This is a genomic window from Phocaeicola oris, assembly GCF_021295095.1.
GTDB lineage: Bacteria > Bacteroidota > Bacteroidia > Bacteroidales > Bacteroidaceae > Phocaeicola > Phocaeicola oris.
Map to the genome: position 1 here is coordinate 1 of NZ_JAJLQX010000024.1, position 14002 is coordinate 14002.

A 14002-nucleotide genomic window follows, 5' to 3' on the forward strand; every position below is an offset into this window, starting at 1 on the left:
TCATGGTCAACCTCTTGGCTGCAATAGCAGCATACTGCTGTTTTCCAAAGAAGCCGTGTATCAATGTTACCAGAACAATTGATACACAGCTTGCCTTATTTTGAATTCGTCGAACTCACGTTATTTAATAATAAGCTGCGCAGTAATACCTCCCTTAGTTTCTTCTATGGAAAAGATGAAAGAGAAAAGAATCCGGACGACGAGATTACCCTTGCCAACAGTCGAGGAGAAGATGTCGGCATCCGCTTAAACACCAATGGCACTTGGACTATCAACAAGGGCTGGTTGCAGAATATCCGATATGTCCTTTCCGGAAGCTATACCGCCAAAAACAGTTATACAGAAGAAGCTTATTCGTCGGCTAATGCTGCTTATTCTATGACAACAACCGATGGTGCGGTACTTTCCAATAAGGCTGGTGAACACCTCTATACGGCTGATAAAACAGAAATTACACATTTTGGAGAAGCGGACGCAAATAATTACGCGGTTTATCTTCCTTCCTCTTATATTGGCCGATATAATATCGACAGTAAGGAAATCAACTTTTACGCCAAATTAACGGCTAACTTATTTAAACACATCGGAAATGTGAACAATCGCGTCTTAATCGGTGCTGATTTCAAAACGGATGGAAACGAAGGAAAAGGAAAAACATACGATCAATCACGTCCTCCCTATCGTAATCTGTCGCACATGAATGCTACTTTTCGTCCTCGTGCATATAAAGATATTCCCTACATCAACCAGTTTGGCGCTTTTATAGAAGAAAACTTCAACTGGATGATAGGAGGAACTCATTCTTTCAACATACAAACAGGACTTCGTTTTGATAATGTATCGGTTGCAGGAAATACACTTTCACCGCGTATCAATGCTTCGTTGGATATTATCCCCAATATTTTCACTTTACGTGGAGGTTTTGGCGTTACAGCTAAAATGCCTACTTTGTTATATTTGTATCCTGAAAAGGCATACTTCGAATACATCAATCTGAACGAACTCTCTAACGAAAGAATTCCTGAGGCTGATCGCAAATTTGTGACCACTACTCGTGTCTTTGATTCTCAAAATAAAGATTTGAAAATTGCTAAAAACTACAAATCGGAAATAGGCTTCGACTTTCATTTAGGTAAAGTAAATCTCGGTGTGACAGGATTCATCGAAAAAGTAAAAAACGGCTATTCATTGAGCAAAACGTTGAATACATTTAAATCTGTGATGTACAATGTTTATAAACGCGATAAAGCCGGAGATTTGAATCTTGCAGGGAGTTATCCTGTGCTTTCAAGTTTCTTTACACCCGGAAACAACAGCTTTGTTACCACCAAAGGGGTTGAATTTGAACTCGACATTGCGCGTATCGAAGCTATCCGCACGGCATTTCAATTCAGCGGTAGCTGGATGAGAAACGATAGCTATTCAAATGGATATAGTTTCTACGATAACAGTTCGGAAGCTCCTACCGCTCGTAAAAATGTCGCTATCTACGATAAGCATAAATTTGATACCCACCAGCAACAATTAGTAACCACTGTACGTGCTACGCATAATATTCCTCGCATCGGTTTTGTAGTAACGTTAACGGGACAGGCCGTTTGGCAACAATCCGATTGGGTAACTTATCGTAATGATTCTATCCCTGTGGGATACATTGCGTTAGATAATGGAAAGAGTAATTGGTTTGCTCCCGGACAATACACCAATACCAAACAGCTTAAGGAAGCAGGGTTAGATTACATGCTCATTAACAATGATCATTTGTCCGCCATCAAAGAATCGTATCGTCCTTATTTTTGTTTCAACATCAATGTCACGAAAGAAATCGGCGACATGTTACGGGTATCTTTCTTTGCCAACAATATGTTCCGCAGCTATCCGCGCCGAGAAAGCAAACGGTCTCCGGGTAATTTCAGCCTGATGAACAATCGTTTCTTCTTTGGTATGGAACTCTCTTTAAAAATATAAAAGGCATCAATAATAAAAACAAATAGATTATGAAATTGCAAATTCAATATATATGGAGTGCTTTGGTCATGTTACCACTACTATTCGCGTCCTGCGATGAATGGGAAAGCATAAGCGATTCCAAAAACATAACTCCGTTAGATGTAAATATCAATCTTGACATTAAAGTGGAAAATATCGCTTCGCTATCAGGATTAAAGCTAAAGCTCGATGATTTTGAAGATGGGTACCACTATTTTAAAGAATTTGACGGTAAATCGGTGAGCATCTCTAATGTGATTCCGGGCATCTATACCGTTTCTGTAGAAGGGTTAGCTCTTGATAATGAAGGAGCCGAATACTTCATGGCAGGCAACGAGGTGAACATCGCTTTAATGAAAGATCAAAAAGATATTAAAATAGACATACAAGGATTGAAAGTAAGTCCTTTAATTTTTAAAGAGTTATATTTTGTCGGATCCAAACCTCCTGTTGGTTTTGGCTACTTCCGCGATCAGTTCTTTGAAGTGTATAATAACTCAGCTAAAACACAGTACTTAGATGGGGTTTATTTTGGAAATCTGGTACCGAATATTGCGACAAAAATATTACCGGTATGGCCTAAAGAAGATGGCATTGATTATGTATATGCTCAACGAGTATGGAAATTCCCCGGTACAGGAAAAGATTACCCTCTACAGCCGGGTGAGTCAGCAGTAGTAGCACAGTTTGCTGTCAATCATAAATTGGAAATATACAATCCGAATTCTCCGGTCGACTGTTCGCACGCAGAATTTGAATTTAATATGGATAATGCAAAATGGCCTGACCAAGAAGCAGTAACCGATATGGTGCATGTTTTTTATGATGGTAAAGCTGAAAAAGGAAGTATACCGCAATTCTTAATGTCGGTATTCGGTCCGGCATATTGTCTCTTCCAAGTTCCGGAAGGAGAAACCTATGATCCCGTAAATGATGAAAAGATGCGTACCACCGATTTGAGTGAACCAAACAGTACAACTTATTATGCCAAAGTTCCTATCAAATATGTATTGGATGCCGTAGAATGTGTTCATAATGAAAATATGGCATCAGCGAAACGAATACGTGCCGTCGTGGATGCCGGTATAACTTGGGTTGGGAAAACATATTGTGCAGAAGGGGTAGTACGTAAATTAAAGATGGATGAAAATGGAAAGCCTGTTCGACGAGAAAATGGAGCCTTGATATTCCAAGATACCAACAATTCGACAGAAGACTTTGAACGTAACGTGACACCTGTACTTCACAGATACGATACAGGTATACCATCATGGAATCTAAGTTATAATAAATAAAAGGAATAATAATTATGAATAGTAAATATATATATAAAGTGTTTATTGCCGGAATGTTACTTTTTACTCCTATCGCAATAATAGCACAAGGCTTTTCTCCTGCGGCACTCGAATAGCAAAAAGAACAGCGTTTATGGCTACAATCAAACAACGCGGCAGGTATGGTCTTTGACGATACACGCAATTATTCAGATGTGGTGATAGGCTATCATGTCAAAGATGGAAATTATAAACGCCCACAACAAGGAGAGAAAGACAAAAATCTTTCTGTCAGTAGTGAAGGGTTCATGAACCTGCAAAAAGTTTTCGTGTGGGGAAAATTCTCTTTCAATCATCAAAACCTGCAAGACGCGCAATACAATGCTTCTATTACCGACCCATTCAGAGGCATGCCATTCTATGTCGCTGACACGAATAAAAGTAAATGGCGTAATCAATTCTATAATATGACATTCCGTGTAGGTACCCCACTCTATTTCAATCATTTGACTTTTGGTTTGGAAGGTACATACAAGACAACGTTAGCAGCTAAACAACGTGACCCACGGGTGGATACTCGCTTTTACAATTTACAATTGAAACCGGGCGTTACTTATTCTGTCAATAACGCCCATCACATTGGACTGAACGCATATTACTCTTCGATCAAAGAAGACAGTCGGATGCGAAATGAAAACAGTTATGTCAATCAAGACTATTACATTCTCTATGGTCTCGGAGTCGCGTCTCACGGAGTGGGAAGCGGTATCACTGCAAACTATTTTGGGAACTTGTGGGGACTCGGTATGCAATACCAATATAGTCAAGGTCCATGGAATCTATTGTTTGAAGCGATTTACGATAAAAAAATCGAAAATGTTGAACAAAGCTATAGTTCACCAAAGAAGTTAGGGGCAGTCAATGATAAGCATGTTGCTCTTAGTACCACAGTATTATATAAAGGTGGACATTTTACACACGAACTAAAATCCGGTTGTGATTATCATCATATAGGTGGTACACAATACCTGATGAAACGAGATAATACGGAAAATTATTCCGGATGGATTGAACTCACTCATTTTGTTCGTTCTCTTTATCAAACACGTTCCGCATATTTTAAATATGGCATCATTAAAAATAAAGATGACGAATATGATTGGCGTGCCGATGTACAAGTAGGATATTTAAATTATGACGACAAATACATTTTGCCTGAATCAAAGAAAGATTCTAAAATATTGACTGTACAAGCAGATGTAAAAAAGAATTTCAGACTTGATGACCGCATGAATCGTCGTCTATTAGCAACGCTTACCGGAGGCTTCCGAAATGGAATGAACGGTAATTATATTTATGGAGGAACCAATTCCGATTACCCAACAGTAAAAGAAATGGAACCATTAGATGAAGCCTATTTGAAAAGCGATAGTTGGAATATAGGTACATCACTGATATACTCTCAACTTATAAAACCAGAAGCGAGAATGAATATCTACGCAAAGGCACAGTTGAATTATACGAAATCAAAAACCGACTTATTTAACAAACGAAAAGAGTTATCGCTTGCGATCGGTTGTAATTTTTAATACTTATTGAAATGTTTACTTTTCTCTTAAAAAGAAACTTTTTAAGAAGCATGGCCATGGTCATGCTTTTTGTTGTTATTGTACCTTTACGCGCACAAAAGTGCATTAAACCTCATTCAATGACCGGTTCCACGTCGTTTGCTGTCGTGACAGATAACAAGACATGGGTAAAATGTCAAGATCAAATCATAGCATATCAATCACTTCTTACAGACGAAGAGAATCTTCCAACTTTCATTCTGTACGATGAATGGAAAACCCCGGAAGCCATAAAAAAAGAAATTAAGAATTTATATAAGAAGTCGCGCCTTGAGGGAGTGGTATTTATTGGCGATATCCCGATTCCGATGATTCGAAAGGCTCAACATCTTACATCTGCGTTCAAAATGAATGAAGAAAAATATCCGTGGATAGAATCCTCTGTCCCCAGCGATCGATTCTACGATGATTTCAATTTAGAGTTCGACTTTCTTAAAAAGGATTCCATTGAGAATTTCTATTATTACGATCTTGCCATCAAGTCACCACAACACATTCATTGTGATATTTACTCCGGACGTATTAAACCCGTTGATAACGGAACAGACCCGTACGAACAAATCAACCACTATTTGCAAAAGGTTATCGTTGAGCATCGGTCGAAAAATAAACATGACCAGTTCTTTTCTTATACAGGCGATGGGTCTTATTCAAACGCATTGATGGCATGGACTCCTGAAGCGTTCACTTTGAGAGAACAAATGCCCAATGTATTTGATACTACGGGAAGGGCAAAGTTTTTCCGCTACAGTTTCTACAAGTATCCTAAGGAGACCATAATGAATCAGATGAAACGCGAAGATTTAGATTTTGCTATTTTCCATGAACATGGTACACCCGACCGACAATATATCTCAGCAATCCCTAATACAATCTATCTCAAAGAGCATATAGAACAGCTCAAACAAGATAAAAGAAACTATATGCGCCGCCTTAAAGGGAATCCCAAGGCTATTACAGATTTCAAGCAGGAACAAGCCAAATTGGGGTTGGATTCCACATGGTATGCCGGATTTGATGTGAAGGAAATCAAAGAAGCCGATTCGCTGTTGGACTTAAAAACAGGTATTATATTGCAAGATGTTACCGCAATGAAACCCAATGCCCGCATGGTTATCTTTGATGCTTGCTACAATGGAGATTTCCGTGAAAAAGACTATATTGCCGGACGATACATCTTTTCTGAGGGAAAAACCGTTGCAGCCTTCGCAAATACTGTAAATGTACTGCAAGACAAACAAGCAAACGAATTGCTCGGTTTACTTGGAATGGGAGCCCGAATAGGGCAATGGGCACAACTCACAAATATCTTGGAAAGTCATGTTATAGGTGACCCTACTTTCCATTTTGAATCGAATTATAACGATGTCAATGCATTGGATTTATTTTCTTCTCCATACCAAGAAAAGGCAATGCTCCGTTTACTTAATTCCCCTTATGCAGATATTCAAAACTTTGCTCTTCATCAACTTTATCGACATCATTACGCATCCATATCGCAATTATTAAAGCATACATTCGAGACTTCAAATTTTGCCACAGTACGATATACTTCACTTGCTTTGCTCATCAAAAAGAATGATGATAATCTTCGGCAAATACTTAAGAGATCCATTCACGACCCTAATGAGTTTATTCGCCGGACGACAATCAATTATATGGGTAAGGTAGGCGATCCGGAATACCTTCCTCTACTTCAGGAAGAATACAAAGAGAACGAGTTCTCTCAACGAGAAGCATTTGATATAAAAATGGCGGAGAAAATGTTTTCTTATCCATCCTTAATCGAGGAAATATTCAAACCTGATGCTAAAGAACGTTGGCGCATATCTATAATATCTTCGCTGAAAAACACCAACGTTCAAGATGAGATAAATAGATTTTTAGACATATTGCATTCTCCAAAAGAAAGTGACTCCATCAAAACTCACCTTCTTCAGGCACTTGCATGGTACACATTCTCTATCCATAAAGAAGAGATTATCAGTGCCTGCAAACATTTGATGAATGAGTCCAAAAATTCTAAAATGGTAAGGGAAGAAGCAAAACGAACATATTATAGGTTAAAGAACAGTCAATCATGAAAAGAATAGCTCAATTTATTATACTCCTTGTCCTTTTCTCGCTTTCCATCAAAGCGACTCCCACTATTGAAAAGCCAAAACAAGAACACCCAACTGCCTTTGCCATTATTACCGATGAGCAAACTTATGTGAACTGCCAACCGGCCATTTCACAATATCGTGATGCAGTTGAACAAGACGGACTTTCCACCTATATTATATATGACATGTGGGAAAATCCTATGGCAGTACGCAATGCTATCAGCAATCTTTATCAGACATGCCCCTCTTTAGAAGGCATCGTTTTGGTTGGAGACATTCCCGTTGCTATGATACGTAATGCCCAACACATGACTACAGCGTTCAAAATGGATGAAGATAAATTTCCCATTAGAGAATCCAGTGTGCCCAGTGATCGCTTTTATGACGACCTCCACTTGCAATTTCGCTTCTTAAAACAAGACGAATCAGATAAGGCACTCTTTTATTATGAACTAACAGAGGAAAGCCCGCAACATTTGCACCTCAACTTTTACTCAGCTCGTATTCGTTACCCTCAAAGCATGGGAGGAAATAAGTATGAAGCCATTTCTGCATTCTTAATTAAAGCAGCAAAAGCAAAAGATGAAATGCGGAATGATAAACTCGACCAAGTTGTGAGTTTTCATGGCAGCGGATACAATCATGACTGCTTAACAGTATATATGGATGAGGAAAAAGCGTATCATGAGAATTTTCCATTGGCATTCTCTACAGGAACCAGTTTTAAACATTTAAATTTCAGGATGCTTAATCCCATGAAATATAAACTTCTGGATGAAGTAGGACGAAAGGGAATCGACCTGTTCATGTTTCATGAACACGGAACTCCTACACAACAACTAATTAATGATCCGGTAATAGGTAACAGCTCGGCAACACGTTATGAACTCATCAAATCTCACCTGTACTACCTTGTGCGCTCTTCCGTGGAAGAAGAAAAAAGAGACAAGGATTCACTGATGGTAGCTTTACAAAAGCAATATAATCTGTTACCGGCATTCTTCGATGATTTCGACAATCCCGCATATTGGGAAAAAGAAAAGAATTCAGGAGGAATGTCTGAAAACATAGAAATCAGCATTTCTGACCTTAAGAATAGAGAATACAATGCACGCATGGTTATGTTTGATGCATGCTATAACGGTTCTTTCCAAGACAGTGCATACGTCGCGGCTTATTACCTCTTTCAGCCGGGAAACACTTTAATTTGTCAAGGCAATACTCGTAATGTGTTACAAGATCGTTGGACAATTGAAATGGTAGGTTTGCTCTCTCATGGATTTCGTGTAGGACAATATAACCGGCTAATAGCAACTCTCGAAGGTCATCTGTTAGGAGATCCTACTGTCCATTTCTGCCCAATCACAGCAAATACACTTCCACAAGAAGTATTGTTGAAAGCCGACGATGAATCTTTTTGGAAGGAACAATTGCAATCCGAGTATGCCGACATTCAATGTCTGGCTCTGCGCAAACTGTCAGACATTGACACGAAGAAGACACAGTCTGCTTTCTTCTTGAATCAATTTAAAGAGAGTCGTTTTAATACTGTACGGATGGAGTGCTTTAACATACTGGCTCGTTACGCCAATACCGACTTTACCGAAGCTGTACGCTTGGCCCTTCAAGATCCGTATGAACGGATTGCACGTAGCGCGGCAATTTATGCAGGTCGCATTGCGGACTCTTCATTAATAAAACCTTTGATTAAAGCAATGATGGAAGACGAGGACAGACTTCGTGTGCAATATGCGATAAAAAATTCTATTCATTTTTTCCAAGAAGGACTTATTGTAAAAGCCATCGAAGATTACTTCCATACGGCCAACCGTATTGATTCAAAAAAAGAATGTGAAGAGATAATCAAGAGTATCCATGAAGATTTTGCAATCTATCAAGAAGTTAATAATGTTATCTTCGACAAAGAGAGTAGCGAAAAGAAAAAAATGTCTCAAATTCGTATGATTCGCAATAATCCGTGGACAAACAGAGTGGACAAATTCTTAAGTTATATCGGCAACAATGAACATCCTTTAGCCCTTCGTATAGCGATGGCAGAAGCACTTGGATGGTTCAACAATTCCATGTGTCGACAGGATATCATCCGAAGTTGTAATGAACTTTTAAATACAAATCTTCCGGAAAAACTTCATGCCGAATTGAGACAAACAATTAATCGATTACAATCATTTTAATACCTTGAACGTATATACAATGAACAAAAGAAATAAACTGTTTATAACTTTCATCAGCTTGATGGTCTGTGTCAGCATGTCAGCGCAAACCATTATCAAGCCATCAACAAAAACGCCTACAAGTTTTGCTATCTTCATTGATCGGACAAGCTACGAAAAAGCAAAAGATGCTGTTGATGCTTACCGCCAAAGTGTTGAAACTGATGGCTTAGGGACTTATCTGGCGATTGATAACTTTCAATCACCGGAAGTAATTCGAGAACTAATTGTTAAATTTCATACGAATAAGCAACAACCACTTGAAGGATGTGTTTTTATAGGAGATATTCCCATTCCGATGATTCGTGATGCCCAATACCTTACTTCGGCTTTTAAAATGAATCAGAAAGCTGATTGGAAAAGGTCGAGCGTAGCGAGTGATCGATTCTATGATGACCTCTCTCTAAAGTTCGATTTCATCAAACAGGATACAGACATACCTCTTTATTTCTATTATTCACTCCGGCCTGATTCTAAGACTTATTTATTTCCTGACATTTATTCCGGCCGTATTAAACCGAATGAGATAGAAGGCAAGGACAAATATCAACTTTTGAGTGATTATCTGATAAAAGTAGTGGAAGAAAAACGGGACACAAATAATGTGTTAGATCATTTTTCTATGGCTCGGGGGCATGGTTATAATTCTGAAGACAAATTAGCATGGTCGGGCGAACAAATTGTGCTGAGAGAACAAATGCCACAGCTTTTCCGTCCGGGAAATACCGTAAAATTCTTCGACCATAGCGATATGTTCCCTATGAAGAATATTTTCCTCAACGAGGTGCAAGACCCCGAATTGGACGTAATGCTCTTCCATCATCATGGAGCCGACGATACCCAATACATCAATGGTTTTCCGGAAAGTTCATTCGTAACTGAAAACATCGAATCCATTAAGCGATACTTACGTAGCAAACTACCGGCAAGATCCAAAAAGGTAGGTAAAGAGCAAGCCATAAAAGAATATATGGATTACTTGGAAGTACCGAAAACGTGGTGCGAAGAAGCATTCGACCCTGATAAGCTTATGCAAGATTCTTTATTAAATGAATCACTCGACATACATACGTATGACATTCGTGAACTTCACCCCGGTGCCAAGTTTATACTTTTCGATGCTTGCTATAACGGTTCTTTTTATGAAAAAGATTACCTTGCCGGAGCTTATATTTTTGCTACCGGGCATACTGTCGCAACGATTGGAAACACCGTGAATGCCCTGCAAGACAAATGGCCGGACGAGTTCATCGGACTTTTAGCTGCCGGCATGAGAATAGGTCAATTCAATCGGTTTACCGGTTACTTAGAGAGCCATCTTATTGGCGATCCAACCTTTCATTTCAAAAATAACGTGAATTCCCGATTTGACATCAATCGTGCACTCACCATGTACGGCCGCGATGCCGCTTATTGGCGTAAGCAATTATCAAACGAATTACCGGATGTTCAAGCAATGGCTTTACGGCAGCTACTATATGCCGGTGAAAAGAATCTTCCGGAACTTTATCGAAACACGTATCAGCACTCCGATTATTTTGTAGTCCGCATGGAGGCAGTAAAGCTACTTGCGCTTAACTACCCCGAACAGGCTGTTTCTACGCTAAAACAGAGCCTCAACGATAGTTATGAGCTTATTCGTCGACTGTCGGGAGAATATGTTGAACGTATAGGAAATCCGGAATTGATTCCTGCCTTAGTAAAAACTTACCTGAATCGAGGACAAGAGAAACGCCTAACATTCCGATTGAACGATGCCACTTTCTCTTTCGATTCTACCCTGTTGGAAGAAGAATTAAACCGTCAACTTCAGGGAAGAAACCTCTATTCCGACACACTTGTCGTGAAATTTAGGAAATTAATAGATAACGACAAGAAGCACATCATATCGGACAGAGAAGAACTTACGAAACTCGGACAGAAGCTAAGTGTTTATCGCAACGGTATCTACTCTTATCGGAATCATCCCACTCCACTGATGATTGATGATTTACTTGATATTGCGTCAGATCAGAATAGACCGATTGAGGTCCGTACTTATGCTGTCCACACACTTGGTTGGTATAATATCAGTTATCGTCGGAAAGACATTATTCAGGCATTGAGTAATATAAAAACCGAAGATAAAGATTTGAGAGCTGAACTGGTGAGAACAATTTGCAGATTACAAGGGAAATAAAGTTTCTTACTCACATAAAAAGGAATATCTGAAGTATTCTTTTGAGAACACTTATTATGAACCGAGGAAGAGACATACATGAGTTTCCTTTTTCATCAGAAGTTTTTGTAAAATGATGCGTATGAGTTTGTCGGTTCATGCGTATGAGTTTGTCAATTCATGCGGATGAGTTTGTCAATTCATGCGGATGACTTTCTCGGTTTATACGCATCACTTTTTCAGATTCTTTTGATGACAAACTTAATAGATCTGTTTCCATTTGTTATTAGAATAGTTCTCCTTGTTTGTAATTATTTTCTTGTATTACAGAAGTCTTCTTAGTTAAATTTTCAGTTTGCTTTTCTTTATTTCGGCGGACAGCCTCACGGAACTTTTCATCTTTCTTATACAGTAAGCCTTTTTGATAGTTCATAGGTTTGAGCATTTTTTCTATTTCATTGGCAGCTTGAAGGATAAAGTCGAGGCTGACATCGGGAATTCTCTTATGATGTTGCAGATAGTTGGTAAGTCGTTCAGTCGAAGGGTTTGTAATGTCTTGGCGTTCACAAACCAGCCAAGTGACGCATTGTGCTTCAAAATTCATTGAATTTAAATCGAGCTCATTATTCCGGCTTTCCCACCAACCATATCCCGGGAGATGATGGCAGAACAAATGTGATAGTTCCTTACATAGAGCAGCAAAGCGCATGTACAAATCTTGTTGCTCATTTATGCTTAGAAGAAAGTAGCTGTCCCACCGCAATTTAGTTTTTTTAGTCAGCATCACATTAATATTTTTCTTCTGACGGAACAATTCGATTTGTGCTCCTAATTCATCACCACCTAACAGACTCTGCCCGAAAGCAATGCCGTGAGGAGATAAGTTATTGATGAGGTTTTGTAGTTTTTCTTCTATATTCAGTTGTTTTTCAGAATCCGTCTTATCAATAATCTTCAGCAATTCTTTTATATCATCAGGAAACATGGTTTTTACAGGTTCCGTATCTTTTATATCGAAAACAAAATCAACGGGACCAAAAGGAACAAGAATAATCAAGGGACGGGCATCTGACTTGATAAGCCTGTTATAATTGTACTTCCATTCATCTGCTCCAAGAACATATTGAGCATCAGGACGCTGCATTTGAACAAGCATGGCGTTGTATGGAGAAAGATGTTTGTGTTTGGCACAGAATTGTAATAGCGATTTGAATTCTTTACATTTGCTATATGAGCTGACTGCTTGATAGAGCAAATCAACCTGTCTTTTTATCTCAGAATGTCCCGATTTCAAATTAGATGCTTTAATTATCATGATATTAGACGAATAAGATTTTTCTTTATTCTACAAATTTTGCAAAATCATTTCGTTTTTCCAAGAGTTTTCTTAAAATCTTTTATACCTATTATAATATAGTCACGTTTCATGTCTTCTTTTTTTAGGACTTTCCGACCGTATTTTAACAAGTCAATATCAAGTTTTACTCTATTGGCAGCTTTATCTATTATTGTTCTACCTTCCTGCTTTTCAATTACTTTAAAGAATTTTCGGACTTCTTCTGCCGGAATGGAAGTATAAAATACGGCAAGCTGATTATAAAACGATGTGTGAAAGTTATCGCCTATAGGTTTTGTTTTCATCAGTATTCCGAATTTTATTTTTGGAAATTTCTTTTTCAATTCAATTTGGGCACTTAAAATGTGTTTTTCATCGTTGTCATTTGACCCCAAACAAAGTAAACATTTATGTTCTCTCATTTTTAATAAGATGATGTGATATCACAAAGATATAAAATTCGATGGATTGTTTGAATGGGTAGAAATGTTTTTGTATTTTTGAACGTTTAAAAGAAAGGCTATGAAATTCTTAGGCTTAATACCGGCAAGATATGCGTCCACCCGTTTTCCTGCGAAGCCATTGGCAATGTTAGGCGGGAAAACTGTTATACAGCGTGTTTATGAACAAGTAGTTGGAGTACTTGATGATGCTTTTGTTGCTACAGACGATGAACGCATTGAAGCAGTAGTGAAAGACTTTGGAGGAAAGGCAGTGATGACTTCCGTGAATCATAAAAGTGGTACAGACCGTTGTTATGAAGCATATACCAAAGTTGGGGATGGTTTTGATGTGGTTGTGAATATTCAAGGAGATGAACCATTTATTCAACGTTCTCAGTTGGAAACAGTAACGGCTTGCTTTAATGACTCTTCTACGCAGATTGCTACGTTGGTCAAGCCATTTACTCAAGACATGAATTTGAATGCTTTAGAGAATGTGAACTCTCCAAAAGTTGTCGTTGACAAGAATATGAATGCCTTGTATTTCAGTCGTTCTATCATTCCGTTTCAGCGGAATAAGGAGAAGAAAGATTGGCTTAGCTGTCATATTTATTATAAGCATATCGGATTATATGCATACCGTGCAGAGGTGTTGAAAGAAATCACTTCTTTATCGCAGTCGAGTTTGGAATTAGCTGAGTCGCTTGAGCAACTTCGTTGGTTGGAAAACGGCTATAAGATTAAAATCGGTGTGACTGATGTGGAGACAATAGGCATAGATACTCCGGCAGATTTGCAACGTGCTGAGGAATTCTTAAAGCAACAAGCTAAATGA

8 protein-coding genes and 2 pseudogenes are annotated in these 14002 nt (G+C 38.5%); 8 read left to right on the forward strand and 2 right to left on the reverse strand.

Annotated elements, in window-relative coordinates:
* The 7 genes and pseudogenes from LO761_RS10920 to LO761_RS10950 form a co-directional block, all read left to right on the forward strand.
* Positions 1 to 104: pseudogene (locus LO761_RS10920) on the forward strand (IS982 family transposase); the annotation flags it as partial.
* Between the two features lie 13 nt (positions 105 to 117).
* Positions 118 to 1968: pseudogene (locus LO761_RS10925) on the forward strand (TonB-dependent receptor); the annotation flags it as partial.
* Positions 1969 to 1997: 29 nt separating this feature from the next.
* The gene (locus LO761_RS10930; RefSeq protein ID WP_272818315.1) at positions 1998 to 3284 is read left to right on the forward strand and encodes a DUF4876 domain-containing protein; all 1287 of its coding nucleotides are present in this window, start codon (positions 1998 to 2000) and stop codon (positions 3282 to 3284) included.
* Between the two features lie 161 nt (positions 3285 to 3445).
* Entirely contained in the window at positions 3446 to 4852 is a 1407-nt protein-coding gene (locus LO761_RS10935; protein WP_272818316.1) for a DUF6850 family outer membrane beta-barrel protein, read from the forward strand.
* A 56-nt stretch (positions 4853 to 4908) separates the two neighbouring features.
* The gene (locus tag LO761_RS10940) at positions 4909 to 6975 is read left to right on the forward strand and encodes a HEAT repeat domain-containing protein (protein ID WP_272818317.1); all 2067 of its coding nucleotides are present in this window, start codon (positions 4909 to 4911) and stop codon (positions 6973 to 6975) included.
* Positions 6972 to 9191 (forward strand): HEAT repeat domain-containing protein, encoded by a 2220-nt coding sequence (locus LO761_RS10945; RefSeq protein WP_272818318.1) that lies wholly within the window; start codon positions 6972 to 6974, stop codon positions 9189 to 9191. The genes LO761_RS10940 and LO761_RS10945 overlap by 4 nt, the downstream gene beginning before the upstream one ends.
* Before the next feature lie 19 nt (positions 9192 to 9210).
* A complete protein-coding gene (locus tag LO761_RS10950) occupies positions 9211 to 11409 on the forward strand; it encodes a HEAT repeat domain-containing protein (protein ID WP_272818319.1) in 2199 nt (732 codons plus the stop codon).
* A gap of 265 nt (positions 11410 to 11674) precedes the next feature.
* Here the strand turns inward: LO761_RS10950 and LO761_RS10955 are convergent, their stop codons facing one another.
* Positions 11675 to 12703, reverse strand: a complete 1029-nt coding sequence (locus LO761_RS10955; protein WP_272818320.1) for a hypothetical protein — start codon at positions 12701 to 12703, stop codon at positions 11675 to 11677.
* Positions 12704 to 12750: 47 nt separating this feature from the next.
* Positions 12751 to 13146, reverse strand: a complete 396-nt coding sequence (locus LO761_RS10960) for a 2-amino-4-hydroxy-6-hydroxymethyldihydropteridine diphosphokinase (RefSeq protein WP_272818321.1) — start codon at positions 13144 to 13146, stop codon at positions 12751 to 12753.
* A 100-nt stretch (positions 13147 to 13246) separates the two neighbouring features.
* Here LO761_RS10960 and kdsB point away from each other — a divergent pair, with 100 nt between their 5' ends.
* A complete protein-coding gene (gene kdsB / locus LO761_RS10965; RefSeq protein WP_272818322.1) occupies positions 13247 to 14002 on the forward strand; it encodes a 3-deoxy-manno-octulosonate cytidylyltransferase in 756 nt (251 codons plus the stop codon).

Coding starts and splice junctions, on each gene's coding strand:
- LO761_RS10930 (WP_272818315.1), top strand. CDS start 1,998: ATGAAATTGCAAATTCAATATATATGGAGTGCTTTGGTCATGTTACCA.
- LO761_RS10935 (WP_272818316.1), top strand. CDS start 3,446: ATGGTCTTTGACGATACACGCAATTATTCAGATGTGGTGATAGGCTAT.
- LO761_RS10940 (WP_272818317.1), top strand. CDS start 4,909: ATGGTCATGCTTTTTGTTGTTATTGTACCTTTACGCGCACAAAAGTGC.
- LO761_RS10945 (WP_272818318.1), top strand. CDS start 6,972: ATGAAAAGAATAGCTCAATTTATTATACTCCTTGTCCTTTTCTCGCTT.
- LO761_RS10950 (WP_272818319.1), top strand. CDS start 9,211: ATGAACAAAAGAAATAAACTGTTTATAACTTTCATCAGCTTGATGGTC.
- LO761_RS10955 (WP_272818320.1), bottom strand. CDS start 12,703: ATGATAATTAAAGCATCTAATTTGAAATCGGGACATTCTGAGATAAAA.
- LO761_RS10960 (WP_272818321.1), bottom strand. CDS start 13,146: ATGAGAGAACATAAATGTTTACTTTGTTTGGGGTCAAATGACAACGAT.
- kdsB (WP_272818322.1), top strand. CDS start 13,247: ATGAAATTCTTAGGCTTAATACCGGCAAGATATGCGTCCACCCGTTTT.